Origin of the sequence: Pseudoxanthomonas indica, assembly GCF_900167565.1 — a bacterium.
Classification (GTDB): Bacteria; Pseudomonadota; Gammaproteobacteria; order Xanthomonadales; family Xanthomonadaceae; genus Pseudoxanthomonas_A; species Pseudoxanthomonas_A indica.
In genome coordinates, this window is the sequence record NZ_FUZV01000001.1 from 1,474,154 (window position 1) to 1,500,250 (window position 26,097).

General features: G+C 65.9%; 18 protein-coding genes. 9 read left to right on the top strand and 9 right to left on the bottom strand.

The window, feature by feature from the left end:
- Positions 1-99 precede the first annotated feature (99 nt).
- The 6 genes from B5X78_RS07120 (at position 100) to B5X78_RS07145 (ending at position 4,883) form a co-directional block, all read left to right on the top strand.
- On the top strand, positions 100-1,146 hold the full coding sequence (locus B5X78_RS07120; protein WP_079723727.1) for a CorA family divalent cation transporter: 1,047 nt from the start codon (positions 100-102) through the stop codon (positions 1,144-1,146).
- A 157-nt stretch (positions 1,147-1,303) separates the two neighbouring features.
- Complete coding sequence (gene motA, locus B5X78_RS07125; protein WP_079723728.1) at positions 1,304-2,158, top strand: flagellar motor stator protein MotA; 855 nt, start codon at positions 1,304-1,306, stop codon at positions 2,156-2,158.
- A gap of 6 nt (positions 2,159-2,164) precedes the next feature.
- Positions 2,165-3,280: a flagellar motor protein MotB gene (gene motB / locus B5X78_RS07130; protein WP_079723729.1), complete on the top strand. Its 1,116-nt coding sequence runs from the start codon at positions 2,165-2,167 to the stop codon at positions 3,278-3,280.
- A gap of 166 nt (positions 3,281-3,446) precedes the next feature.
- Positions 3,447-4,214 (top strand): HipA family kinase, encoded by a 768-nt coding sequence (locus B5X78_RS07135; protein ID WP_079724463.1) that lies wholly within the window; start codon positions 3,447-3,449, stop codon positions 4,212-4,214.
- Complete coding sequence (locus B5X78_RS07140) at positions 4,201-4,593, top strand: DUF3037 domain-containing protein (protein WP_079723730.1); 393 nt, start codon at positions 4,201-4,203, stop codon at positions 4,591-4,593. Before B5X78_RS07135 ends, B5X78_RS07140 begins: the two co-directional genes overlap by 14 nt.
- Positions 4,594-4,598: 5 nt before the next feature.
- Positions 4,599-4,883 (top strand): DUF4031 domain-containing protein, encoded by a 285-nt coding sequence (locus tag B5X78_RS07145; protein WP_079723731.1) that lies wholly within the window; start codon positions 4,599-4,601, stop codon positions 4,881-4,883.
- 297 nt (positions 4,884-5,180) lie between these two features.
- Here B5X78_RS07145 and B5X78_RS07150 read toward each other — a convergent pair whose 3' ends face one another.
- The 9 genes from B5X78_RS07150 to B5X78_RS07185 all read right to left on the bottom strand — a co-directional run bounded on the left by B5X78_RS07150 (position 5,181) and on the right by B5X78_RS07185 (position 23,362).
- Positions 5,181-5,882, bottom strand: coding sequence for a hypothetical protein (locus B5X78_RS07150; protein ID WP_079723732.1), 702 nt, complete (start codon positions 5,880-5,882; stop codon positions 5,181-5,183).
- Positions 5,883-6,012: 130 nt separating this feature from the next.
- Entirely contained in the window at positions 6,013-8,571 is a 2,559-nt protein-coding gene (locus B5X78_RS07155; RefSeq protein WP_079723733.1) for a glycoside hydrolase family 3 protein, read from the bottom strand.
- A gap of 151 nt (positions 8,572-8,722) precedes the next feature.
- Positions 8,723-10,153 carry a sugar porter family MFS transporter gene (locus B5X78_RS07160; RefSeq protein WP_079723734.1) on the bottom strand — a complete coding sequence of 477 codons (1,431 nt, stop codon included), beginning with the start codon at positions 10,151-10,153 and terminating at the stop codon, positions 8,723-8,725.
- Between the two features lie 166 nt (positions 10,154-10,319).
- Positions 10,320-12,680 (bottom strand): glycoside hydrolase family 95 protein, encoded by a 2,361-nt coding sequence (locus B5X78_RS07165; protein WP_079723735.1) that lies wholly within the window; start codon positions 12,678-12,680, stop codon positions 10,320-10,322.
- The gene (locus tag B5X78_RS18400) at positions 12,681-15,545 is read right to left on the bottom strand and encodes a TIM-barrel domain-containing protein (protein ID WP_425478694.1); all 2,865 of its coding nucleotides are present in this window, start codon (positions 15,543-15,545) and stop codon (positions 12,681-12,683) included.
- A 3-nt stretch (positions 15,546-15,548) separates the two neighbouring features.
- Positions 15,549-17,246 carry a DUF5597 domain-containing protein gene (locus B5X78_RS18405; RefSeq protein ID WP_425478715.1) on the bottom strand — a complete coding sequence of 566 codons (1,698 nt, stop codon included), beginning with the start codon at positions 17,244-17,246 and terminating at the stop codon, positions 15,549-15,551.
- A 34-nt stretch (positions 17,247-17,280) separates the two neighbouring features.
- Positions 17,281-19,104, bottom strand: coding sequence for a sialate O-acetylesterase (locus B5X78_RS07175; RefSeq protein WP_229730940.1), 1,824 nt, complete (start codon positions 19,102-19,104; stop codon positions 17,281-17,283).
- Between the two features lie 285 nt (positions 19,105-19,389).
- Positions 19,390-22,173, bottom strand: coding sequence for a TonB-dependent receptor (locus tag B5X78_RS07180; protein WP_079723737.1), 2,784 nt, complete (start codon positions 22,171-22,173; stop codon positions 19,390-19,392).
- A 244-nt stretch (positions 22,174-22,417) separates the two neighbouring features.
- Positions 22,418-23,362 carry a LysR family transcriptional regulator gene (locus tag B5X78_RS07185; protein ID WP_079723738.1) on the bottom strand — a complete coding sequence of 315 codons (945 nt, stop codon included), beginning with the start codon at positions 23,360-23,362 and terminating at the stop codon, positions 22,418-22,420.
- 77 nt (positions 23,363-23,439) lie between these two features.
- Between B5X78_RS07185 and B5X78_RS07190 the strand changes: the two genes are divergently transcribed.
- From B5X78_RS07190 to dgoD, 3 genes are read left to right on the top strand one after another with little or no spacing between them, the layout of a single operon-like run.
- Positions 23,440-24,306: an SDR family oxidoreductase gene (locus B5X78_RS07190; protein WP_079723739.1), complete on the top strand. Its 867-nt coding sequence runs from the start codon at positions 23,440-23,442 to the stop codon at positions 24,304-24,306.
- Between the two features lie 9 nt (positions 24,307-24,315).
- Positions 24,316-24,951 carry a 2-dehydro-3-deoxy-6-phosphogalactonate aldolase gene (locus B5X78_RS07195; protein ID WP_079723740.1) on the top strand — a complete coding sequence of 212 codons (636 nt, stop codon included), beginning with the start codon at positions 24,316-24,318 and terminating at the stop codon, positions 24,949-24,951.
- Positions 24,948-26,096, top strand: coding sequence for a galactonate dehydratase (gene dgoD / locus B5X78_RS07200; protein ID WP_079723741.1), 1,149 nt, complete (start codon positions 24,948-24,950; stop codon positions 26,094-26,096). Before B5X78_RS07195 ends, dgoD begins: the two co-directional genes overlap by 4 nt.
- Position 26,097 lies beyond the last annotated feature (1 nt).

Genomic DNA, 26,097 nt, shown 5'->3' on the forward strand with positions numbered 1-26,097 from the left:
GTTCACCACCGGTTGAGCCGCCACTGTCACAAAACCGGCATGTTGCCTGCGTAACCTGCGCGTCACGAAACTGTCTTTCTTCGCGCGCAGGCGCACCGCATGCTCGTCCGTTCCGATGCCGCCGCCCCATTTGCCAGCAGCCCCGGCTTGCTGTGGGCGTTGCGCTTTGACGCGTTGCATCTGGATACCGCCAATGAAGTCGACGAAGCCGGCTTGGACGCGCCTTGTGCCCGCGGCGATTGGCGCTGGCTGCATTTCAACCTGAGCGACGCGCGTACCGCGCAGAGCGTGGCGCGGTTGCCGCTGGGCGACGATGCACGCGAAGCCTTGGTCTCGCATGACACCCACGTGATTCTGCAACGGCAGGATCACGACGTGTACGGGATCTTCGTGGATTGGGAGCACCAACGCGCCAGCGATCCCGGTGCGCGGACACCCGGCGGTCACGATGGACTGGGCTGGCTGCACTTTGCCCTTGGTGATGGCTTGTTGGTCACCGCCCGACGACAACCTTTGCGCTCCGTGGAAACCGTGCGCCGCCGCTGCATCGCCGGGGAACGCCAGGCAAGTCCGTTGGGCGTGTTGGAAACCATCGTCGAGCAGTTCGCGAGCGATACCGAGCGCGCCATCGACACCCTGGCCACCACCCTGGATCGGGTGGAAGACCGGGTGCTGGCCGATGCCATCGGCGATGAGCGCCGCGATCTGGCGCAGCTGCGCCACCAGAGCGTGCGCCTGCACCGCCCGCTGACCGCAATGCGGCGGGTGTTGAAACAGGTCGAGCAACGCACGCTTGCGGTCGACGAGCCGGGTCAGGAACTGATGGGCATGGTGTCGCGGCTGGGCCAGCGCTTCGACGATCTGGACGGCGACGTGGCCACGGTGCAGGAACGTGCCCGCCTGCTGCAGGACGAAGTGGCCGCCAAGCTGGCCGAGCGCACCAACCGGCATCTGTACGTGCTGTCGATGATCACCGCCCTGTTGCTGCCGCCCAGCCTGGTGGTGGGCGTGTTTGGCATGAACCTGCATGGCCTGCCCTTCGCCGACCATCGCGCCGGCGCCTGGACGGCGATCTTCCTGGGCGGCCTGTCCAGCCTGGGCGTCTACCTGCTGCTGCGGCGACTGGGAATGGCACGCTCGACCTGAACCGTCGGAGCGCCCCTGACAGGGCCATTACCGGGGTCGCCGGTGAGCATCGGTGAGCCTCGACGAGGCGAAACCACCGGGCCGGCCAGGTCGATTTCCCTGTTCAAGTTTCCCCCTTCGCGGCCGAAACCAAGGTACTCCCCTCCGTGTCACGTCCATGCTCATTTTTGTTGGAATCCTGGTCGTCATCGCCAGTGTGCTGGGCGGCTTTGTCGCCTCGCACGGCAAAATCGGCGCGCTCTGGCAGCCGTTCGAACTGGTGATCATCGGCGGCGCCGCCTTTGGCGCTTTCATGATGAGCAACCCGCCCAAGGTGGTGAAGGCCACCCTGCTCTCGCTGGTCAGCGTGTTCAAGGGCGTGCGCTACAAGTCGTCCGACTATCTGGACGTGCTCACGCTGATGTACGAGCTGCTCAACAAGGCGCGCCGCGAGGGTTTCATCTCGCTGGAATCGCATGTGGACGCGCCCGCCTCCAGCGACGTATTCAACAAGTACCCCAAGATCCTGGCCGACCACCACCTGATGGACTTCATCACCGACTGTCTGCGGTTGATGGTGGGTAGCAACATCGAGCCGCACGAGCTGGAGCCACTGCTGGAACTGGAGCTGGAAAAGCACCATCACGAAATGATGGCGCCGGCGCATGCGCTGACCAAGGTCGCCGACGGCCTGCCCGGTTTCGGCATCGTCGCTGCAGTGCTGGGCATCATCACCACCATGGGTTCGATTGGCGGCGACATCGCCCTGGTCGGCGCGCACGTGGCCGCGGCGCTGGTCGGCACCTTCCTGGGCATCCTGCTGGCCTACGGATTCGTCGGCCCGCTGGCGGCATCCATCGAGGCACAAGCCGAACAGGACGCGCGCATCTACGAGAGCGTCAAGACCGCGCTGCTGGCCTGCCTGCGTGGCTACAACCCCAAGGTGGCGCTGGAGTTCGCGCGCAAGACCCTGCCCTCGAACGTGCGTCCGCAATTCGCCGAGTTCGAGAATCACCTCAAAGGCACGAAGTAAGCCGCCATGAGCGAGAAGTCCACGGTCGTTGTCGTCCGCCGGGTCAAGAAGGTCCACGGCGGCGGTCACCACGGCGGCAGCTGGAAGGTGGCGTATGCCGACTTCGTCACCGCCATGATGGCCTTCTTCATGGTGATGTGGCTGGTGGGCGCGACCACCAACAAGGAACGCGCGGCGATCTCGGAGTACTTCAAGAACCCCAGCCCGCTGGTGGGCAAGAGCTTCTCGCCCGCGCCCGGCCCGATGGGCCCGGGCGGCGCCAGCACCTCGATGATCAAGCTGGGCGGCACCATGGAAGTGCCGCGCGGCGACGGCGAAGACCCGTTCGGCAAGAAGGACGCCCAGAACGACAACGGCCAGCAGAGTCCGCTGGAGAAAGCCGCCGCCCAGGCCGAGGAACGCGCGCAGGACAAGCAACGCCTGGAAGAACTGATGCAGGCGCTGGAAGAAGCAATCAGCAAGAGCCAGGCACTGGAACCATTCAAGGATCAGCTGCTGCTGGACATCAGCCCGGAAGGCCTGCGCATCCAGATTGTCGACAAGCAGAATCGCCCGATGTTCGACCTGGGCAGTTCCAAGTTGAAGCCGTATACGGGCGACATCCTCCACGAGCTGGCGGGCTTCATCAATCGCGTGCCGAACCGGATCAGCCTGACCGGCCACACCGACCTGACCGCCTACGCGCGACCCGGCTACAGCAACTGGGAGCTGAGCGCTGATCGCGCCAACGCCGCCCGCCGCGCGCTGGTGGAGGGCGGCATGCAGGAAGACAAGGTGACCCGCGTGGTCGGCCTGTCGTCCTCGGTGCTGTTCGACAAGCAGAACCCGCAGAACCCGATCAACCGCCGCATCAGTATCGTGGTAATGACCAAGGCCGCCGAAGCGATGGCCTTGAACGACAGTGGCATGGTGCTGGGCGCGCCGGTGGCGGATGTGGATACGAGTGCTTTGGCGCCGGGAGTTGCGGCGCCTGCCAACGCAGCGGTGTCGGCGGCGGCGTCAGCAGCCACTCCCGCACCTACCGCCTCGCGTGTAGCGGCGTTGCACAGCGCACCTGCGGCCATACCGACCCATGCACCTGCAGCGTCGCCATCGGCCGGCGCCTCCAGCGGTCACGACTAAGCACTTTGCTTGATGGATGTGCTTCTGCCCCCTCTCCCGCTTGCGGGGGAGGGTTGGGGTGGGGCAGAACGAAGTCCGGATCGCTCCGCGCCAAGAGCGCCCCCATCCCAGCCTTCCCCCGCAAGCGGGGGAAGGAGCAGTGAGCGGTTATCCTGTCCGCATGCCCCTGCGCACCATCACCGCCACCCGCTACGTCACCCCGCTGCGCGAAGGCGGCTCCATGCCCGCCGTGATCGAGGCCGATGATCTGGGCATGTACGTGCTCAAGTTCCGCGGCGCCGGCCAGGGCCCGCGCGCGCTGGTGGCCGAACTGATCGCCGGCGAAATCGCCCGCACCCTGCAACTGCCGGTTCCGGAAATCGTACTGGTGGAACTGGATGCCGACCTCGCCCGCACCGAGGGCGACCCGGAAATCCAGGACCTGATCAAGGCCAGCGCCGGCCTCAACCTGGCGCTGGACTACCTGCCCGGCGCTGCCAATTTCGATGCGTTGGCCGAGCAGCCGGCGGCGCAGCTGGCCTCGGAAATCGTCTGGTTCGACGCCTTCATCAGCAATGTCGACCGCACCGTGCGCAATCCCAACCTGCTGATCTGGCATCGCCAGCTGTGGCTGATCGATCACGGTGCTTCGTTGTACTTCCACCATGGCTGGGATGGCGACACCTCCGGCGCGGGCAAAGCATTCCCGCTCGTCAAGGATCACGTGCTGCTGCCGCTGGCCGATGACATCGCCGCTGCGGATGCGCGCTTGTCGGCCCGGCTGAGCCCGCAACGCCTGGCCGACATCGTCGCGCAGGTACCCGATGCCTGGCTGCAGGGCGGCGACGCCTTCGGCACGCCTGAGCAGCAACGCGCCGCCTACACCCACTACCTGCAGCAGCGCCTGGCGCTGCCGCATGCGTTCGCGCAGGAGGCCCAGCGTGCACGCGCTTGATAGCTACGACTACGCGGTGATCCGGGTGGTGCCACGGGTGGAACGCGAGGAGTTCATCAACGTCGGCATCATCCTGTCGTGCGAGCGCAGCGGCTACCTGCAGGCGCGCATCGAGCTGGACGAAGCGCGCCTGCGCGCGCTCGACCCCGGCATCGACATCGACTCCCTGCGTCGCCACCTGGACACCCTCCCGCGCATCTGCGAGGGCGGTGCACAGGCCGGTCCGATTGGCCTGCTGCCCCAGCGCGCGCGTTTCCACTGGCTGACCGCCAAACGCAGCGCGATCATCCAGACCTCGCCCGTGCACATGGGCAAGTGTGGCGACATGGACGCGATCCTGGAGCACCTGCTGGATCGCATGGTGCGCACGCCGCGCTGACATCGATGACTGTCTACGTCGACGATGCGGTGCATGCCTGGCGCGGCCAGCGCTGGGCGCACCTGATGGCCGACCACCTCGATGAATTGCACGCGATGGCCCAGCGCCTGGGCCTGCCGCGCCGCGCCTTCCAGAACAAGACCAGCGGCGCCCACTACGATGTCACCACGGAACTGCGCGAGCAGGCCCTGGCCTTGGGCGCCATCGCCATTTCCCGGCATGCGGATCGCGACTTGCTCAAGGCCGTCATCCAGCGAGCCAAGGCCCAGGGGCGCGGCGAGAGCGACTGAACGGGGCGGGCGCGCTCGCCTGCCGACGAATGGCAGGCTCAACGCGCCATTCATGCGCGCGTACGCACGCGGTTTTCATGCGCCGGCGTGGAAGGTACTGTTCCCGCGGACGCCGTCCGCCTTCCCCCGGAAAGTCGATGAACACGCAACCGCCACGTTCGCAGGATCAAGAACCCCAGGAACCGCAACGCTCTGCGCAGCAACCGCGTCCGGGGCAAGACGAAGAGGAAGAGTAGCGACACGCCCCTGTCGCGATTGAGGGGGAACGGGCCCCGGCCGATGCTGGCCGGGGCCTTTCTATGGCGCGCGTTGGGGGCCGGCCTGCGCTGCCGGCTCGCGGCGCCACAGCCAGATCGCCAACGGCACGAAGCTCAGCCACACCAGCGGCAGGTACAGCGTGGAATAGAGCGCGTCGAAGTGCGGGCCGAACACGTAGACATCGAGCATCCGCAGCAGCAGCCGCAGCGCATTCAAACCAAAGGCCCAACGCGCCAAGCCGTCGAAACGGCTGCCACGCAGGGCGAAACAGACCAGCGCGCTGGCGAGCAGCCAGGACAGGCCCAGGGGAAAGTACAGCGCGTGCTGGATGGCCTGAAACTGCGCCGCATCGTGCAGCACCTGCGACTGCTGCGCGGCCGTGGCAGCGGCCAGGTACTGCTGCGGCAGCGCCAGGAACACATGGAACAACTCGACCGAGCGCAGCTGCAATTCCATCACGCAGAACACCAGGAAGCCCAGGCCCGCCGCCACCGCCGTGGCCGGACTTCGCCGCGCCACGATGCCGCATGTCACCAGGAACAAATAGGCCAGGCCGACAAACGAGAACAGCATCGTCAGCGCGCGCGCGATATTGAGCGGGTGCGGGCCCTGCAGCAGGGCGGCGGCGGCGTCGCTGGTTTCCGGCAAGCGCGAAAACACGAACCACTGGAACGACTGGATGCCGACATAGGCCAGCGCGACTAGCGCGGCAGCGCGTTGCTGGGTGCGGGAATCGAACACGGGCGATCTCCCTCGTATGGAGAAACGCAGCGTCGCCAGCGCGTATTAGTAAATTCTTAAGATTGGCCCCTTCCAGGGCGCCGGCCCATCGCGCGGAGCGGGAGCCAAACGGCTCCCGCCCACACGTCGATTACGGGCACTTCACCACGTGCGCGGCTTCATTGCCTGCGCCCAGGCCCACGCGGGAAATCGACAGCGCCAGCGCACCGGTGGTCTGCAGGCGCACATCCTGCACCTTGCCCACATCACCGCCTGCACTGACAAAGCACTTCAGCGGCACACCCAGCGTGGTCCATTCGCCGGTCTTGAGCGCCGCCAGCGAATCACGCAGCGCCACATCGCCCTTGCAGTTCTCGCCACAGCCCACGGTCAGCGTGACTGGCTGCGCCGGCACCTGTTCCGGACGCAGCTGCAGCACCAGCTGGATGTCGCCATTGGACTCGCGGGTCAGGTTGAGCGGCTCGGCACTGCGCAGGCTCAGCGCGGCGCCGGTCGTGCCCGACCAGGTGAAGCGGCGCGCATCTTCCTGCGCCAAGTGATCCACCGCGGCGACCTTCAGGCTGTCATCGTGCAGCGCGGTCGGCGTGGTGGTGACCTGGGTGGCGTGCGCCTGTGCATTCTCCAGGCGCAGACTGAAGCCCGGCGCCGGCTTGCCGCGCAACAGGTATACCCCCGCCGCACCCTGCTCACCGGAAATGCCGGAGTCTTCCGGCAATGCGGCCAGGTCGCCCTTGTCCTGGTAGGTCAGGCCAAAGCCGAACGCGAACAGCGGGTCATAGCCGGCTTGGCCGACGTTGTTGAGGTACTGGGTGGCGGTGCGCGGCCACGAGAAGCTGAGCTTGCCCTTGAAGTCGTGCTGCGGCTTGCCGTCCTTGCCACGCAGGATCACGTCGGCGATGCCGGCGCCTTCCGAACCCGGCAGCCACGCGGCGACAAACGCATCGGCGGCATTGATTTCGCGGTTCATCCACAGCGGACGCCCGCTCAGGAACACCGCCACCACTGGAATGCCGTCGGCCTTGAGCTTGCGGATCAGTTCCAGGTCGCTGTCGTTGCCCGGCTTGTAGGACAGGTTGGCGATATCGCCCTGGAACTCGGCATACGGATCCTCGCCAAACACCACGATCGCCACGTCCGGCTTCTGCTTGTACTTGCCGTCGACCGCCAGCGTGGCCTCGCCCCCTGCGGCCTTGGCCTGTGCGGCGATGCCCTGGTAGATGCTGTCGGCGTTGGGGAAGTCGCTGCGCTTGGTGCCGGTGCCCTGCCAGTTGAGCGTCCAGCCACCGGACTGCTTGCCGACATCATCGGCGCCGTCGCCAGCGACCAGGATCTTCTGCTTCGGATTGAGTGGCAGCACACCGCCCTGGTTCTTCAACAGCACCAGCGATTCCTGCACCGCCTGACGCGCCACCGCGCGATGCTCCGGTGCACCCAGCACCGCGAACTTGCCACCGAGCGGACGCTGCGAGGGCTTGCCGGCTTCAAACAGGCCCAGACGGAACTTGACCCGCAGGATGCGTGCCACCGCATCATCCAGGCGTGCCTGCGAGACCTCGCCCTTCTTCACCGCGGCCAGCAGGCTGTTGTAGAAACCCTTCCAGCTGTCCGAGGCCATCGCCATGTCTAGGCCGGCGTTGATCGTGGCCGGACAGTTCTCGTTGGTGCAGCCCTTGACCTGGCCATGGCCATTCCAGTCCCCGACCACGAAGCCGCCAAAATGCATGCGGCCCTTCAGCACATCGGTCAGCAGGTAATGGTTGCCATGCATCTTCTCGCCGTTGACGCTGTTGAACGAGGCCATCACCGACTGCGCGCCGGCGGCAATTGCCGGCGGATAACCGGCGCCATGCACGCGCGCCAGCTCGGCTTCGCTGATCGCGGTATCGCCCTGATCCTTGCCGTTCAAGGTGCCGCCATCGCCAAGGAAGTGCTTGACCGAGGAAATGACGTGGTGGCCATCGAGGAACTGCGGCGTGCCCGGCTTGCCCTGCAAACCTTCGACCATCATGCCGGCGTAGCTGGCCACCACTTCCGGTGATTCGGAATAGCCTTCGTAGCTGCGGCCCCAGCGATCATCCTGCGGTACGGCGACGGTCGGCGCGAACGCCCACTCCATGCCGGTCACGCGGGTTTCGGCGGCGGTGATCTCGCCGATGCGCCGCAACAGTTCCGGATTGCGCGTCGCGCCCAGACCAATGTTGTGCGGGAACAGCGTGGCGCCGACGATGTTGCTCTGCCCGTGCACGGCGTCGATGCCGAAGATCACCGGGATGGCATGGCCGCCCTTGCTGGTGTCCATCGAGGCTTCGTAGAAAGCATCGGCCAATGCCAGCCATTGCGCGGGCGTGGCGTCGTACTTGCCATCGGGATCGGAGTTGCCGCCGGCCAGGATCGAACCCAGCCGATACTTGCGCAGATCATCGGGCTTGATGCTGGCGATGTCCCCCTGCACCAGCTGGCCCACCTTTTCTTCCACGCTCAGCGTGGCGATGAGATCGGCGATGCGTTTTTCCAGCGCCGGATCTTCCGGCAGCGGCCATGTCGGTTGCGGCCACACGGTGGGGTTGCCGGCGGTCTTGGGAAACCCGTTGTCGGCGGCGCTGGACAGCAGCGGTACGGACATGGCGATCGTGGCGATCAGGGCGCGCGTGAGTACGCGTCGGGAAGGCGTGCGGGTCGTGGGCTTCATCGAGACTCCATGGGAATTGGCAGCCGAACGGCTTGGCATTTAAGCACGCAAGCCGTGGCTTGAATTGGTCATATCCGCCGGCGCGGAAATCCTGCATTTCCCGGCGGATTGGTTTTTGCAGCGCACAACAAATCGCTGCTGTGCGTGGTCGTCAGCCTTGCATCTGCTCCAGCTCGCGGCCCTTGGTTTCGTACACGTACTTGAGTACGAAGAACACCGACAGCGCCGCCGCTACCGTGTAGATGCCATAGGCGCCGGCCAGGCCGATGCTGCCGAGCAGGATCGGGAAGGTCACGGTGATCGCGAAGTTCGAGGTCCACTGCGCAGCACCCGCCACCGCCAGGCCGGAGCCGCGGATCTGGTTGGGGAACATCTCGCCCAGCATCACCCACATCACCGGACCCCAGGACATGTTGAAGAAGATGACGTAGACGTTGGCGGCCACGAGCGCCAGCGTGCCCATGCCGTCGCTCAGCGCCAGCTTGCCGGCGGCATCCACCGAAGCACTGGCAAAGGCCCAGGTGACCAGCGCCAGCGATACCGCCATGCCGGCCGAACCAATCCACAGCAACGGCTTGCGGCCGATGCGATCAATCAGCAGCACGGTGATCAGGCAGGCGCCGATGCTGAGCGCACCGGACAGCACGTTGATCAGCAGCGCATCGTTCTCCGAGAATCCGACTGCCTGCCACAGCACGGCGCCGTAGTAGAACACCACGTTGATGCCGACCAGCTGCTGGAAGGTCGCCAGGCCGATGCCGATCCAGACAATCGGGCGAATCTTGCCGGTGGCGCGGTTGATCAGATCGGACAGGCGCGGGCGATGGTGATCCTCAGACAGCGAGGCTTCGATCTCCGCCTGCTTGAGCTGCGCTTCCTGCGTGCCGTACAGGCGGGTCAGCACATGCAGCGCCTGCTCCTTGCGGCCCTTCACCACCAGGTAGCGCGGGCTCTCCGGGATGGCCAGCAGCAGCAGCAGGAACACCAGCGAGGGAATGGCCTGCATCCAGAACATCCAGCGCCACGCGGCCTGGCCCAGCCACAGCGCTTCGGTCGAGGCGCCAGCGGCCTTGGCCAGCAGGAAGTTGCTGAGGAACGCGCAGAACAGCCCGCTGATGATCGCGATCTGCTGCACCGTGGCCAGCCGGCCGCGATAGCGTGCCGACGCCACTTCGGCGATGTAGGCCGGCGACATCACGCTGGCCGCGCCGACCGCAAAGCCGCCCAGCACGCGCGCGATGATGAAAGCCAGCGAGCTGTGCGCCGCGCCGGCCCCCAACGCGGAGAACAGAAACAACACCGCCGCGATGATCAACACCGCGCGGCGACCCCAGCGATCCGCCAGCCGCCCGGCGAAGAACGCGCCCACCGCGCAGCCCAGCAGCATCGAGGCGACTTCAAAGCCGATGCCCGCGGAACTGGAGTGGAAAGTCTGTTTCAAGCCATCGACCGTACCGTTGATCACGCCACTGTCGAAGCCGAACAGGAAGCCGCCAATCGTGGCCACGCAGCTGATCAGGATGATGAAGCGGGTGTTTTCGCCGCTGGCGGCTGCGTTGGAAACAAGAGGCACGCTAGACATGAAGGATATTTCCCAATGTAGGAGGGGCTTCAGCCCCGAACCAAGGAACAAGAAGCGAAGGCAGCGTTCATCTGATAATTCGGGAGCTTCGGGGCTGCCTTTAACAGACGCAAGTCTGGTAAAGCCGCTCCTACAGGGGCGCGGCGCTCCTTCGTCTCCATGGCATTCATACCCTCACCAGCTTGCCATCGCGCAGGCGTAACTCGGCCTTCTCTCCGACTTTCACCGTGAGGTCCAGCAGCTGCTCACCCAACGCGATCTGGTAATCACCGCCGCGCTCACTCAGCAGACTGGCGCGTTCGACCTGCCCACGCTGCCAGCGTAGATCCAAGGTCGCCGCATTGCGCACCTTGACCCCGCGCAGCTCGCCATCGCCCCAGTCACGTGGCAACGCCGGCAACAGGAAAATCGTCCCGCCCCAGCTCTGCACCAGCATCTCGATGATGCCGGCAGTGCCGCCGAAGTTGCCGTCGATCTGGAACGGCGGATGCGCGTCGAACAGGTTCGGATAGGTGCGCTTGGGTGTCAGCAGCATCTTCAGGATCTGCAGGCTGTGCTCGCCATCGGCCAGCCGCGCCCAGAAGTTCAAACGCCAGGCGGTGCCCCAGCCGGTGGCCTCGTCGCCACGGATTTCCAGCGTGCGTTTGGCCGCAGACGCCAGCACCGGCGTGTCGCGGCGGTTGATCTGGCTGCTGGGATGCAGGCCATACAGATGCGAGATATGCCGGTGGTGCATCTCCGGCGCGTCCATGTCCCAGTCCTGCTGCCACTCCATCAGCTGGCCGGCGCGGCCCATGCGGTTGGTGGGCAGTTGCTCGCGCAAGGCCGTCAGCTGGGCGGCGAAGTCCGCGTCCGTATCAAGCAGGCGCGCCGCTTCAATGCACTGGCCAAACAGGTCGCGCAGGATCTGCGCATCCATCGTCGGCCCGGCGCAGATCGCCACGCCGTAGGGATGCTGGTTTTCCGGCGACAGCGAGGGCGAGGTGACCTTCCAGCCGGTCTGCGGATCGGTGACCAGGGTATCGACGAAGAACTGCGCCGCACCCTTGAACAGCGGATACACCTTGCCCAGGTAAGCCGGGTCGCGGCCGTAGTCCCAGCGATCCCACAGCTGCTGCAGCAGCCAGGCCCCGCCCATCGGCCACAAGGCCCACTCGGCGCCGTCGGGCGGCGTGGCCACGCGCCACAGGTCGGTGTTGTTGTGCGCCATCCATCCGCCGGCGCCGTACATGTCGCGGGCAGTGACGGCGCCGGTCTGCGACAGCTCGAACAGCATGCGCTCCAGCGGCTCCACGCACTCGGGCAGCGCATTGGCCTCGCTGGGCCAGTAGTTCATCTCGGTGTTGACGTTGATGGTGTACTTGCACTCCCACGGGGGGTCCATCAGGTCGTTCCAGATGCCCTGCAGGTTGGCCGGCTGGGTACCCGGTCGCGAGCTGCTGATCAGCAGGTAGCGGCCGTACTGGTGATACAGGGCCACCAGCGCGGGATCATTGCCATGGGCGAACTGTTCGATGCGCTCGTCGGTGGGCAGGTCCGCCGCCAGCGTGCGGCCCAGATCCAGCTGCACGCGGCGGAACAGGCGGCGGTGCTCCGCCAGGTGATCTTTCTTCAGCGCCTCGAAGGACTTGCTGCGTGCACTGGCCAACTGCGCCTGCGAGATCGCCTCCGGGTCGCCGCTGACATCGTCGAAGCGCACGAAGCTGGTGGCTGCAGTCACCCGCAGCATCACTTCGCGCACGCCCTGGAAGGCGATGCCCTCCTCCGTCGTGGCGAGGCTGCCGCCGGCGTGAGTGGCATGCACGCGGAAGGCGAAGCGTAGGCGACCTTCGATGCCGTGCTTGCTGACGTTGCGGCCGCGCACCAGCAGCGCGTCACCGTCGGCTTCTGTGCGGGTCGGATGCTCATTGGTTGTGCGCACGCGTCCGCTCAAGCCGGCCGGATCGTCGGTATGCAGGCGCACGACCAGGCACTGGTCCACCGGCGAGACAAACACTTCGCGCAGATGGCGGTGGCCACCGGCAGTGAAGCTCGTGGTAGCCACCGCACTGTCCAGATCCAACGTGCGCCGATAGTCGCCCGGCTCTCCCAGACCATCGAACTCCAGCCACAGGTTGCCCAGGGGCTGGTAAGGCATCTGCTTGACCGGCCGCGAGATCATCGTCGCGTTCGCCAGCTTCTCCGCCTCGGCATAACGCCCGGCGAAGATCAGCTCGCGCACCTTCGGCAAGGCGGCACGCGCGTCCGGATTGATCGGTGTGTACGGACCACCTGCGTACAAGGTGTCCTCGTTCAACTGCAGGCGCTCGCGGCTGACGCCGCCATAGACCATCGCACCGAGGCGGCCATTGCCGACCGGCAGCGCCTCCACCCACAAGCTGGCGGGCTGGCGATACCACAGCTGCAAATCCGGCCACGCGGTCGCGCCCGACTTGCGCGCGGCCAAGGCTTCATCGCGCGCGCCCACGCCGGCCACCGCCGCAGCGGCGGCAGTGGCCTGGAACAGCGTGCGTCGGCTGAACTTCACTCAGCGCGCCCTGGGCTGTTTGACGGTCTGCGCGCTGCCGTCATAGCGCACCGTCACGTCGGCCTTGGGTTCCAGCGCACCATTGTCGCCACGCGGACCGTTGACGAAGCGCACGCGTACTTCGCGGCTGGCCGGCATGCCCGGCCACTGGCCCTGACGCTGGCCCAGACTCAGTTCGCCGGCCTTGTCGTTCCAGGCCAGCGGGATGCGACTGAACTCGCCACGCTCGTAACCGTAGTCGCGACCGGCATCCTCGTACAGCGAGAACGACCCATCCGCGCCGGTATAGACCTCGATGGTCAGCGGCGCATCGCGCTGTTCATCCACGTACTGCTGCACCACCGTGCGCGGAATGATCGCACCGGCGCGGACGAATACCGGCATGCGCGCCAGCGGCGCATCGACGGTGATTGTGCGACCGCCCTGCTCACGCTTGCCGGTGTCGAAGTTGATCCAGCTCGTACCGGCCGGCAGGTAGAGCTGGCGCTGCGTGGCCTTGAACGCAGTGACCGGGTTGATCAACAGCGAGGGACCAAACAGATACTGGTCGGCGATGTCGCGCACCTTGGGGTCATTCGGGAAATCCATCGCCAGCGTGCGCATCAGCGTGCCGTCGCGGTGATAGCTGTCGCCGGCCAGGGTGTAGACGTAAGGCAGCAGGCTGTAACGCAGCTTCAGGTAATGGACGAAGCTGTCATAGTGCGGCGTGCCTTGCGGCGCGATGTTCCAGATCTCGCGGTACGGCGGCTGGCCGTGCAGGCGGAAGATCGGCACGAACGCGCCGAACTGGAACCAGCGCAGGCTCAGTTCACGCCACTCGGCCAGGTGTTCCGGCTGCTGTTCGATATAGCGCTGCTCGGGCGCGAAGCCGCCGATATCGAAGCTGACGTTGGGTACGCCGGCCATCGAGGCATTGACCAGGCCGGGAATCTGCTCACGCAGATCATCCCAGCGCGGCACGATGTCGCCGCTCCAGAACGCCGCCGCCGCCCGCTGCTGGCCGGCAAACGCGGCGCGCGAGAGGATGAACACGCGCTTGTCCGGATCCACTTCGCGCGAGCCGCGATACACACCTTCCGAATGCACCAGCGGATAGGAGTTGAAGAACTCCACCGACGGACCGACCGCGGTCGGCGTGGTCCGCGCCTTGCGCTCGCCGATGTCGATATTGCTGTGCAGATCCGGCTCGCTCGCATCCAGCCACCAGGCATCGATGCCCTTGCTGTTGAGCTTGCGGTTGACCTGGCGCCAGAAGATGTCCTGCGCCTCCTTCGAGTACGGGTCATAGAAGGAGTTGAGGTAGCCGTTGCCGATCCAGTCCAGCTCACCCACCTCGATGTTGCGGTGGTACATGTGGCCGGCCGCGTCCAGTTCCTTGTAGTTCGCGGTGGTGGGATAGAACTTGGGCCAGACCGAGATCATGATCTGCGCATGCTGATCATGCACGTGCTTGATCATGCCGTCCGGATCCGGGAAGTGCGCCGGATCGAAGTCATGCGAACCCCAGGCGTCCACCGGCCAGTACGACCAGTCCAGCACGATGTTGTCGATCGGCAGCTGGCGGCGGCGGTATTCGTCGAGTGCGCCGGTCAGCTCGTCCTGGCTCTTGTAACGCTCGCGGCTCTGCCAGAAGCCATAGGCCCATTTGGGCAGCAGCACGGCCTTGCCGGTCAGCTTGCGATAGCCGGCGAGCACGGCATCGGCATCGGCGCCGGCCACCACGTAGTAATCGATCATCTGCCCGGCTTCGGACCAGATGGATAGATCGCGCGCCTCCTCGGCGGGCAACGGATCGCGATGCAACAAGGCAATGTAGGCCGGGTCGATCATGTCCCACTCGACCTTCAGCGTGTGCTTCTGGCCAGCCTTCAGATCCAGGCTGAACTCGTGGTGCCAGGGATTCCAGTTCTGCCGCCAGCGCTCCTTCACCAGCTTGCCGTCAATCCAGACCTTGGCGTACTCGCTGTTGTACAGCGAGAAGCTGTGCTGGCCGGAGCTGCGTGCGGCGAAACCGCCTTCCCAGGTGACCAGGCTGCGACCGCCTTTGGCGGTGTTGCGCGCCTCCTGCGGGAAGTTCTTGTACTGGGCGATGTATTGGTAGTTGATCTCGCTCTCGCGGCGATCCAGCTTCTGCTGGCCGTCGATGCTGTAACGCGCGGTCAGTGCGCCGGGGGTGCCGCTGGCGTCGAAGAGGTCCAGTGATTGCGGCAATGGCTGCAGGCCGCGCGGATCGCCATAGCGGGTGATCGCATTGTTGTCCCACAGGATGCCGTAGTGCCGGCTCGACACCAGGTAGGGAATGGCCTTGTCGATGTTGTGCTGGAGCAGTTCGACATCCCTGCCCTTGAGGTTCATCCAGCCTTGCTGATGCAGGCCGGTGCCGTAGAAGGCTTCGTCAGCCGGCGACTCGAAACGCTGGCGCAGGCTGTAGTACGGCTTGCCCTCGACCTGCACCGACTGGAAGCTGCGCGCACTCTCGCTCAGCAGTGGCTTGCCGGCCGCGTCGAAGAAGCGCACCTGTCCGGTCTTGCCATCGATCTGCGCGCTGATGCCTTCGCTGCGTACGTGCACGCTGTCGCCGCGGCGATCCACGGTGACTGTCGGCGCCTGGCCTGCGTCCGCACGCATCAGGCTGGCGCTGCGCCGGAAGTCGCCATCGGGATCGGCGCTGACGCGCAGGATGCCGGGGGCCACCGCCTCCACCCGCACGTCGGCGGCTCCGTCCTGGCTGGGGCGGACGATCACCGCGTGGTCACTGGGTTCGACCTTGAGCTCGCCGGCCAACGCCGCAGTAGCCGGGAGAAGAAGCAAGGTGGCGATCAGACTGGTGGCTTTCTGCATGGGGGGTCTCTCTGAAATCGTCATCGATCAGTACGTCGCCAGCGTCACGCGCAGCAGCTGCGTGGCACTGGAAAAGTTGAGGCCATAGTCGGTCTGGTCGCCATTCCAGTTGCGCTGGAACTGCCATTGGCCGTTGTCATAGCAGCCTTCTTCGACGCGGTGGTAGATCATCCGGCCCACCGCTTCGCTGTTCGGATGCAGGGTGACCCGTGCATGCTGCGCGGTGACCAGGAATTCGTCCGGCCCCAGCTCGGCAATCAGCGCCGCACCGATGGGTTGTTCATTGCCGGGCGGTTCGCCCTGGAACCAGAACTGCGGCACGCCGTAGGTAATCGTCGCGCTCCAGCGATCATTGAGGCGCAGTTCCTGCACCGCCTGGCCGGGCTCTTCGGCCGTGCCATGCAGCTTGCCTTCGGACGAGGCCTTGGCGAACTCGCGCATGCCCTGGTTGACCAGCCGGTAAGCCAGCGCGAATGGCGCCAGTGATTCCTCATCCATGCGCTTGGCACCGAGCGGGTAATTCGAATAGCGCGTGTAGTCGATGCCGAACGCGGACCAGCCGATGCCGTCGTGGCCCAGCGTCGGGAACAGGTAGCGCGCGTAAGGCGCGGCGTTGCCGGTCTCGGCGACGAACAGCGGATTGTCGGCGCGCGCGTAACGATCCAGCACCGTGGTGTACATCCGGTACTCGGGCATGTAGATGTCCGGCGCCAGCAGATCCACATGCGGCGCCGCCGCCTTCCACACATCGAGCACGTTGTCGGTGGGGCCACCGCTGGCGTACTGACCGGGCTGGCCCGGATTGAAGGGACCACGCAAGGCGCCGTTGACGTACATCGGCAACGGGTACTCGGCCTTGCCGGCGGCGGTGACCTCGTCGATGAAGCGGCCGATATGCCAGGCGTGGAAGAATTCGTCGGCATCGCCGCCGAAGACTTCGCGCCAAGTGCCGGCCTGCTTGCCCAGCTTCTGCAGCAGCGCTTCCGGTACCGCCTGTTCGAACGCCGCCTGCGCCAACGGCGAGAAATCGCGCACGCTGCCGTAGGTGCCCGGTTCGTTCTCCGGCTGCACCAGTATCACGGTGCGCTGCGGATCGGCCTGCTTGAGGTGGCGCATCAACTGCACGAAGGCCTTGCGATCGGCGTCCAGCGTGGCGGGGGCGTGTGGCGACAGCGAATTGAGCACGCGTCCATCGGCGGTAACCACGCGCGGAAAGCGCTGGTTGTCCAGCTTTACCCAGCCGGGTGCGTAGTTGGGGCCGTTGTTCTTCCAGGTCGCGAACCACAGCAGCACCAACCGCACCTTCTTCTCCCGCGCTTCCTTCAACAGGGTGTCGAGGAAGGAGAAGTCGAACTTGCCCTCGGTGGGTTCAATCTGTTCCCAGGCAATCGGCACCTGCACCGTGTTGGGCTGCAGGAATTCGATGGCCGGCCAGACATCCTTGAGCGCGGCCGGATAATTGCTGGAGTTGTTGACCTGGGCGCCGAGGATCAGGAATGGCGCACCGTCCACCAGCAAGGCGTGGCGACCGTCCTTGCTGATCAGTTGCGGGATCGGCGCGGCGTGCGTGGCTGGGGCAGCGGGTGTGCTCCCGGCTGCGGCGGCGTCCGCCTTGCCTGCATCGACCGTGGCCTTGGGTTGGCAGCTGCAGAGCGCGGCAATCAGGGTCAGGCCGGCGAGTTGGCGCAGGCGAGGCATGGCGCGCACGGCGTCGGCGGCGGTCATCGGCAAGGTCACGCTCCTGGACTCGGTCATCGGCTTACCAGTCATCACTGCGGAAGGGCGCGGCCGGCAGGCCGTCGCTGTTGATCAGATCGGCGGCTTCGACGTTGTCATGCCAGCCATAGCGCACGGCCGCCGGCGCACGCACCTGCTCGCTGCTGACGATGATCTGGTCACCGACGATGCGCGCCTGCGCGGGATGGAAGCGATGGTCAGCGCCCGCCAGGGCGAATCCGTGCAACGCCTGCCCGGCCTGGCGGCTGGCCAGCGTGCCGCTGCCTTCGGCAAAGCGCACGCGCGCCTGGCCATCGGCGAAATCCGCACCGGCGTAGATCGGGCCCGACGCCTGGACGGTTTCGCCGTACGCCACGGCGCGCGCCGCCAGCGCCAGGCGCTTGGCCACGTCCTGCTTGTTGCGCGGATGGATGTCGTGGGCCTCGCCGATGTCGATCGTCACCGCCTGCCCCGTGTGCGGCACCGACAGCGTGGCGCTTTGCGATTCGCGCAGCAGCGACCACGGGCTGCTGTCGCCCTGGTCGAAGCCCGAGACGAAACTGGCCAGCTGTACCCACAGGAACGGAAGCTCCGGTTGCTGCCACTGCCGACGCCACTGCGCGATCAGCTGCGGAAACTGGCGTCGGTACGCCAGCGCATCGGCAGCGGTATTGGCATTGGCCTCGCCCTGATACCAGATCACCCCGCGCAGCGCGTAGGGCTGAAGCGGATGAATCATCTGGTTGTACAGCAACGTGGCGATCTGGTTCTTGTCGTCGATGGCCTGCACGCTGGCGCTGGCCACGCGGAACTTCCATTCGCGCGCCAGCGGCAGGCGCTGATCGTCGGCCAGGTGCACGTACAGCTCGTCGGCGTTGCCGTGGATGCCGCCACCGCCGCCTTCGTCTTCCACCCGCACGGCGATCACGTTGCGCCCGGCATGCAGCGCATTGGCGGGCACGTTGTAGATGCGCGGCGTGTTGTAGGCGCGATGGGTCGCACCCACGGCCACGCCGTTCACCCAGGTCTGATCCGAATCATCCACGCGCGCGAACGAGAGCTGGACGCCCTCGGCTGCCTGCGCAGCGCTGAGTTCGAAGCTGCTGCGATACCAGGCGATGCCGTCCATGCCGGCGAAGCCACCCTGCTCCCAGTTGCCGGGCACGGCGATGGTCTGCCATGCCGACTCGTCGAGATCGGCGCGTTGCCAGTCACTGTCCTTGGCCGGCAAGGCGCCAAAGCGGGCCAGGCGTTCGCGGGTACCGGATAGCGCGCGCTCGTCGTTGGCGCGCACCTGTTCCATCTTCTGCGCCAACGCGGCCGCATCCAGCTGCAACCTGGCGGCATCCATCCAGGGCTCAATGCGGCTGCCGCCCCAGGTGCTGTCGATGATGCCGATCGGCACGCCGGTGCGCGCATGCAGTTCGCGCGCGAACAGGTGCGCCACGGCGGAGAACTCGCCGGCGACCTGCGGCGATGCGGGCACCCAGTGGCCACCCGTGAGCTGTGCCTGCGGCTGGCTCGCCCACGATTTGGGCACCTTGAAATGGCGGATGGCGGGGTCGGTGGCGGCGGCAATCTCGGCCTGCGCGTGCGCTGTCTGCGACAGCGGCCACTCCATGTTCGACTGGCCGCTGGCCAGCCACACATCGCCAATCAACACGTTCTGGAAGCGTTGCGTCCCATCGGTCGCGCGCACTTCAAGCACGTAGGGTCCGCCAGCGGCATGCGCCGGCAACTGCAGCGACCAGCGACCGTCTGCAGCGGTAGTGGTGCTGGCCTGCCGGCCATCCAGGCTGACCTGCACGGCCTCACCCGGCTGCGCTGAACCCCATACGCGTATCGGCTGGTCGCGCTGCAGCACCATGCCGTCGGAAAAGATCCGCGGCAGCTCGACGGCCTGCGCACTCGCTGCAGCTGCCAGTAACGCTGCAGCGCCTGCGGCGCCGCGCAGGAGGGCCTTCAGGCCCGAAACTCGCACACCCAACCTCATCGCGGATCTCCATGAGCATGGCCCCGGCCACCTTCGCAAAGTACACCGGCCCAGGCCGACGGATCACCCACGAGGGATTGCTGGAGCATCCGCCCGCCCTGTCCACGCGAAGGAGAGGAGACGTGGACAGGGGGGCGGAACAAGCGTTGGCCTTGCGCCTTACAGGCTGAAGCGCAGGGTGACGCCGTAACGGCGATCGTTGATGCGGAAGTCGCGCGGACGGGATTCGTTGAGCATGTAGGTTTCGTGCTCGGAATCCAGCAGGTTCTGACCGTCCAGCGAAATCGACCAGTTGTCGCTGAGGTTGAAGCGGAACGAGGCGTCCAGCCAGCCCAGCGGCTTGTTGTACACCGGCAGCGCGCCGGTGCCGTTGCCCTGGGTGGTGATGAGCCAGTCGCTGCGCCAGTTGTAGGCCACGCGCGCGGAGAAGCGGCCCTTTTCATACATCAGGATCGCGTTGGCGCTGTTCTTGGACAGGCCCGGCAACGGCGTGATCAACGGCGTGCCGTCGGTGTCGCGCGCCGAGGGACTGGGCGCCTCGCTGTCAACGTAGGTGTAGTTGGCCTGGACGCCGAAACCGTCCAGCGGCGCAGGCAGGAAATCGAAGAACTGCGTGTAACCCAGCTCGATACCCTTGACCGTGCCTTCCTCGCCGTTGACCGGGCGGGTGACCTGATAGACATCGCCGTTGTAGGTCTCGTTGAATACGCCGGTGTCGAAGAAGTCGTGCACCTTCTTGTAGAACGCGGTGCCGTACAACATCGAACCCTTGCCGAAATACCACTCCACCGCCGTATCCAGCTGGTCGGCGCGCATCGGATTGAGGTACGGATTGCCGGCGGTGCCGGTCGGGTTCTGCAACGAACCATCCGGATTGCGGGTGACGTTGAGGTTGAGGTTCGGGATCAGCTGATCCAGGCCGGGACGCGACATTGCCCGCGACACCGCCACGCGCCAGAACAGGTTCTCCTGCAGCAGGAAGCGCACGTTCAAGCTGGGCAGCACATCGGTGTAGTTGCGCTTGATGTCCAGCGGCAACAGGGCGCCGCTGCCGCTGGGATCGGTCATCACGCCGATGGACTGGACTTCGGTGCGGACCACGCGCACGCCCAGATTGCCGTCGAACGGCAGCGCGGCGTCATCCAGGCCGAAGCGCAGCATGCCGTAGCCGGTGTAGGTCTTCTCGTTCTGGTTGTTGATGTTGGTCGGACCATAGACCAGCGGGTCCATGCCGAACATGGCGCTGGTGCCGTAGTAGTCGGCCACCATCTGATCGGCCGGGGCAATGGTCGGACCGAAGCCGTTGGCGTTGCCGCGATAGAAATCGTTGAACGGATTGAGCTGGTAAGTGGCGTCGGGGTAGGTGGTCAGGATCGGGTGACCGCCCCAGTTGGCGCCGCCCCAATTACCGATCGGCAACCAGCGCCAGACATTGCCGCGGTTGATCTGGCTGCGGTCCGTATAGCGCACGCCCGCCTTGAAGCTGCGCGCGAACTCGTCGTTGTCGAACGCGTACTCCAGGTCACCGCGCCATGCCCACTCGTCACCTTCATTGGTGTCGATGTTGTCCAGGTTCCAGAACCAGCCGAAGTTGGCCGGATTGCGCAGGAAGTCGGCCTCGCCGTTCGGGCCGACAATCGACATCTGCGGCAGCCGGCTGCTCAGATCCAGGTTGAAAGTGGGCGCGCCGCCGCCGTCCGGACGGTCCAGCAGCTTCATCGCGACGATGTAGCGCAGGCCATCGGTGGTGGCATCGATGTACTGCAGGTCGGTGCTGAGCTTGAGGTTTTCGTTGAAATTCCACTTCACGCCCGCCGAGTAGTCGGTGGTGACCGAGTGGCGGGTGGCCATGCTTGAAATGGACTCGGTGTAGACGTTGTGGAAGGTGCCCTTGACGAACTCGCCGTTGGAATTGAACTGGGCGGTGTCCCAATCGATGTCGATCTCGTTGGCGGCGCCATTGGCGGCGAAAAACGAGTAATCGCGGTACTGGAAGTCGTAATCCGAACGCTGCACCTGCAGGTAGGCTTCAACGTCATCGTTGGGACGCCACTGCAAGGCCAGCGCGCCGCTCTTGCGCGTGCGGTCGCCAAACACCGTGGCGTTGCCGCCGCCGGTGGGAATCCAGCGGAAATCACCGCTGCCCTCGGCGGTTTCCTGGTTGCGGAACGGCTCCACCGAAATCGAATCCTGGCGGAAGGTGCCGTCCTGGTAGGACAGGTTGACCAGGATGCCGAGCTCGCCGTCGCCGACTTTCCAGCGGTTGCTGAAGAGACCGGAGAAAGCCTGGTCGCCCTCGTCCGCCAGATCATAGTTGTAGTACGAGGCGCTGCCGGCGACCTTCATGCCCTCGAAGTCGAACGGCATGCGCGTACGCAGGTTGACCGTACCGCCCAGGCCACCTTCGATGATGTCGGCGGCGGGGTTCTTGTACACGTCCACGCCGGCCAGCAGCTCTGCCGGCACGTCGTCCCAGCTCAGGCCACGGCCGTTGTTGGCGGTGAAGATGTCGCGGCCATTGAGCTCGGTGCGCACCTGGGTCAGGCCGCGGATGGCGATGCCGTTGCCGGCGTCCTTGGTGTCGCGCGAGATCTGCACGCCGGTGATGCGCTGCAGGGCTTCGGCGACGCTGTCGTCGGGCAGCTTGCCGATGTCCTCGGCCACGATGGAGTCAACAATCTGTTCGGCGTTCTGCTTGATCAGCTGCGCCTTGGTGACGCTGCCACGCACACCGGTCACGGTGACCGTGTCCAGCTCGGTCGCGCCGCTGGCGGGAATGTCCTTGCTCGGGTCAGCGGTGGCGGTCTGGGCGAACACCGGCGCGCTCAACAGCGCGGCCAGGCTCAACGATACGCCCAGCGAAATGGCCGAGCGCTGCAACGAACAGGTAACACGGTGGCGCGACGCCGATTGAGCCGGCGTGCGGCGTTGACGCATCGACATGATTGTTCCCTCCCAGGACACATGACTGCGGTTTCATTGAGTTGTGCGGCCCCGGATGCGTCATTCGCGCCTTGCGGGTCCGTGTGGCGGTCGACCTTCGTCCGCCGGTAGCGCTAACTTTTTTCGGGCGGGGCTGTTGGGCGGCCACGCCGGCAGGTCGGGCGGCAGCATGGACCCGCCCACCATTCCGCACCAATGAAATATTCGACCGGAGCTATTCGCTTGCGGAATAGCCGGACACTAACTAGCCGTAGAGCCGGCGGGCGGTCAGGCGCAGGGCTTCCAGCACGCGCTCGGCGGCCGGCGACAGCAGCTGGTCGCGGCGGCGGATGATGCCGAAGAATTCCATGCGCACGCCCAGTTCGATGGGCAGCACGCACATCTGCCCCGTCTGCAGGTACGGGCCCACCGATTCGGTGGGCAGCGCGGTCAGCAGATCGCTGTGCCGCAGCAGATGGATGATCACCGGCAGCGAGGAGGTCTCGACGATGTTCTGCGGCGGCGACAGGCCGTTTTCCAGGAACACCGCGTCCAGCCGCGAGCGCAGCACGCTGGCCGCGGGCGGCATGATCCAGCCGTAGTCGGCGAGGTCGGCATGGCTGACCTTGTCGCGCTGCGCCAGTGGGTGGCCGGCGCGCACGATCACCGCATGCGGCTCGTCGGCCAATGGTTCGAAGTCCAGATCGCCCGCCCCTTCCGGGCCCATGATGCGGCCAATCACGATGTCGAGCTGGCCATCCAGCAGCTTGGCCACCAGCGGCCGGCTGTAGTCCATCTCGACCTTGATCAGGATGTCGGGGAAGTCGCGCTTGACCGCGGCAATGGCCTGCGGAATCAGGTTGGTGCCCGGGTTGACCACGGTGCCGATGGCGGCCTGGCCCATGCGGCCATTGCGCATCGCGGCAATCTCGTCATGCGCGCGGCCAATCTCCGACAGCGCGAAGCGGGCGCGACGAATCAGCACCTGCCCATACCAGGTGGGCTCGACCCCGCGCGCGTGCCGCTCGAACAGGGGCACACCGAGCAGGCTTTCCATTTCCGCCAGCAGCTTGGACGCCGCCGGCTGGGTCATGTTGGCCGCCTCGGCCGCGCGCAGCACCGAGCGCTGCTCGTACAGATGCAGCAGCAGCAACAGGTGGCGGGTCTTCAGGCGCGAAGCATTGAACCAACTGGAGCTGGGCTGGACCATCGACGTTCCCCGGCAGGCGTGGCGAGCTATTCGCTGACGGAATAGAGTCTGACAAATATTTCATTTGTCGTACATAGATGCAGCCGCGAGGCTATGCCACGCTCCGACGGGATGGAATCGTTTTTCACCGTGATCGGACCGCGCATCCCGGGAGGAGGGCCCATGGCGCACCACAAGACAAACGGAGTGCGCACGTGAGCCAGCGCCTGCAAGGCAAGACCGCCATCGTCACCGGCGCCGCCAGTGGCATCGGCGCGGCCACCGCGCGGCTGTTCGCCGCCCATGGCGCCCACGTGGTCGGGCTGGATCGCAATCCCGCTCCAGCCAGCGATGACGGCGTGCAGCATCGCGTCGCCGACATCACCGATGCCGCGTCGGTAGCCGAGGTGATCGCCTGGACGCTGCAGCAGCACGGCCGCATCGACGCGCTGGTCAACAACGCCGGCGGCGATGTGTTCGCTGACCCGCTGACCCTGGACGATGCCGACTGGGCGCGCTGTTTCGACCTCAACCTCAAGGGCGCCTGGAACGTCACCCGCGCGGTGTTGCCGGCGATGCTGGCGCAGTCCGCCGGTTCGGTGGTCAACATTGCCTCGGTGCATGGCCACAAGATCATCCGCGGTGCGTTCCCGTATCCCGTCGCCAAGCACGCCCTGATCGGCATGACCCGTTCGCTCGGCATCCAGTACGCCGCGCAGGGGATCCGGGTCAATTCGATTTCGCCGGGGCTGATCCTGGTGCCGCGCATCGAGGCGTGGTTCGCCAGCCAACCCGATCCCACCGCCGCGCGCCAGGCACAGACCGACCTGTTGCCCACCAAGCGCATCGGCACGCCGGAAGAAGTGGCGCACACCGCGTTGTTCCTGGCCAGCGACGAAGCGCGTTTCATCAACGCCACCGACATCCTGATCGATGGCGGCCGTTCGCAGGTCTATCACGACTGAGTCCGTGTCATGAACCAACCCCTCTCGCCGCCCCTGCCCTTCCGCCTGCCGCTGATTGCGATCCTGCGCGGCATCACCCCCAATGACGCCGTCGCGCACGTGGCCGCGCTGGTGGAAGAAGGCTATGACGGCATCGAGATTCCGCTCAACTCGCCGCAGTGGGAGCGCAGCATCGGCGATTGCGTGCGCGCCTTCGGCAGTCGCGCACTGATCGGCGGCGGCACCGTGCTGACGCCCGATGACGTGGTCGGCCTGCGCCGCGTCGGCGCACGCTTCATCGTCACCCCCAACACCCATCCGGCGGTCATCCAGCGCGCCGTGGATCTGGGCCTGCAGGTGGTGGCGGGCTTCGCCACCGCCAGCGAAGCCTTCACTGCGCTGGACGCCGGCGCGCACATGCTCAAGCTGTTCCCCGCCACCACCTACGGCGCCGGCCACGTGCGCGCCTTGCGCTCGGTCCTGCCCAAGGCCACGCCATTGTTCGTGGTCGGTGGCATCACTCCCGACAACCTGCCGCAGTATCTCGACGCCGGAGCACACGGCGCGGGGATTGGCGGCGAACTCTACCGCCCGGGCCAGAGTGTGGAAGCCACGCGTGCCAACGCGATCGCCTTCCGCCAGGCCCTGCAGGAACACGCTGCATGAAGATCACCCGGCTCACCACCTATCACGCCGCGCCCCGCTGGCTGTTCCTGAAAATAGAAACCGACGAAGGCATCACCGGCTGGGGCGAGCCCGTGCTCGAAGGCCGCGCCAGCACCGTGGAAGCGGCCGTGCACGAGCTGGCCGATCAGCTGATCGGCAAGGACCCGGCGCACATCAACGACCTGTGGCAGACCATGTACCGCGGCAGCTTCTACCGCGGCGGCGCCATCCTGATGAGCGCCATCGCCGGCATCGACCAGGCGCTGTGGGACATCAAGGGCAAGGCGCTGGGCGTGCCGGTGTATGAACTGCTCGGTGGTCGCGTGCGCGACAAGATGAAGACCTACCGCTGGGTGGGTGGTGATCGTCCGTCCGAGATCATCGCGCAGATGCGCGACCTGAAAGCCAAGGGCTTTGACACCTTCAAGTTCAACGGCACCGAGGAACTGGCGATCATCGATCGCCCGGCCAAGGTCGACGCCGCCGTGGCCAAGGTCGCCGAAATCCGCGCCGCGCTCGGCCACGAGGTCGACTTCGGCATCGATTTCCATGGCCGCGTCAGTGCGCCGATGGCGCGCGTGCTGCTGCGCGAACTGGAGCCATTGCGCCCCTTGTTCGTCGAAGAGCCGGTGCTGCCGGAACAATGGGAGTACTACCGGCCGCTGTCGGATTCCACCGCCATCCCGCTGGCCGCAGGCGAACGGATGTACACGCGCTTCGAGTTCAAGCCGGTGCTGGCTGCGGGTGGGCTGTCGATCCTGCAGCCGGATCTCTCGCATGCCGGCGGCATCACCGAGTGCTTCAAGATTGCCGCGATGGCCGAAGCCAGCGACGTGGCGCTGGCGCCGCATTGCCCGCTCGGCCCGGTGGCGCTGGCAGCCTGCCTGCAGCTCGACTTCGTCGCCCACAACGCGGTGCTGCAGGAACAGAGCATCGGCATCCATTACAACGAAGGCGCCGACCTGCTGGACTACGTGCTCAATCCGCAGGACTTCACCTGCCAGGACAGCTACATCGCCGCGCTGCCCAAGCCGGGCCTGGGCGTGGAGATTGACGAGCAGCGCCTGATCGAAGCGAACAAGCATCCGCCGCGCTGGCGCAACCCGCTGTGGCGGCATGAAGACGGCAGCATCGCCGAGTGGTGAT

Excerpts from the sequence above, each read along its gene's own strand:
- B5X78_RS07120 (WP_079723727.1), top strand. The coding sequence starts at position 100 with ATGCTCGTCCGTTCCGATGCCGCCGCCCCATTTGCCAGCAGCCCCGGC.
- motA (WP_079723728.1), top strand. The coding sequence starts at position 1,304 with ATGCTCATTTTTGTTGGAATCCTGGTCGTCATCGCCAGTGTGCTGGGC.
- motB (WP_079723729.1), top strand. The coding sequence starts at position 2,165 with ATGAGCGAGAAGTCCACGGTCGTTGTCGTCCGCCGGGTCAAGAAGGTC.
- B5X78_RS07145 (WP_079723731.1), top strand. The coding sequence starts at position 4,599 with ATGACTGTCTACGTCGACGATGCGGTGCATGCCTGGCGCGGCCAGCGC.
- B5X78_RS07155 (WP_079723733.1), bottom strand. The coding sequence starts at position 8,571 with ATGAAGCCCACGACCCGCACGCCTTCCCGACGCGTACTCACGCGCGCC.
- B5X78_RS07160 (WP_079723734.1), bottom strand. The coding sequence starts at position 10,153 with ATGTCTAGCGTGCCTCTTGTTTCCAACGCAGCCGCCAGCGGCGAAAAC.
- B5X78_RS18400 (WP_425478694.1), bottom strand. The coding sequence starts at position 15,545 with ATGACGATTTCAGAGAGACCCCCCATGCAGAAAGCCACCAGTCTGATC.
- B5X78_RS18405 (WP_425478715.1), bottom strand. The coding sequence starts at position 17,246 with ATGACCGCCGCCGACGCCGTGCGCGCCATGCCTCGCCTGCGCCAACTC.
- B5X78_RS07175 (WP_229730940.1), bottom strand. The coding sequence starts at position 19,104 with ATGGTGCTGCAGCGCGACCAGCCGATACGCGTATGGGGTTCAGCGCAG.
- B5X78_RS07180 (WP_079723737.1), bottom strand. The coding sequence starts at position 22,173 with ATGTCGATGCGTCAACGCCGCACGCCGGCTCAATCGGCGTCGCGCCAC.
- B5X78_RS07185 (WP_079723738.1), bottom strand. The coding sequence starts at position 23,362 with ATGGTCCAGCCCAGCTCCAGTTGGTTCAATGCTTCGCGCCTGAAGACC.
- B5X78_RS07190 (WP_079723739.1), top strand. The coding sequence starts at position 23,440 with ATGCAGCCGCGAGGCTATGCCACGCTCCGACGGGATGGAATCGTTTTT.
- B5X78_RS07195 (WP_079723740.1), top strand. The coding sequence starts at position 24,316 with ATGAACCAACCCCTCTCGCCGCCCCTGCCCTTCCGCCTGCCGCTGATT.
- dgoD (WP_079723741.1), top strand. The coding sequence starts at position 24,948 with ATGAAGATCACCCGGCTCACCACCTATCACGCCGCGCCCCGCTGGCTG.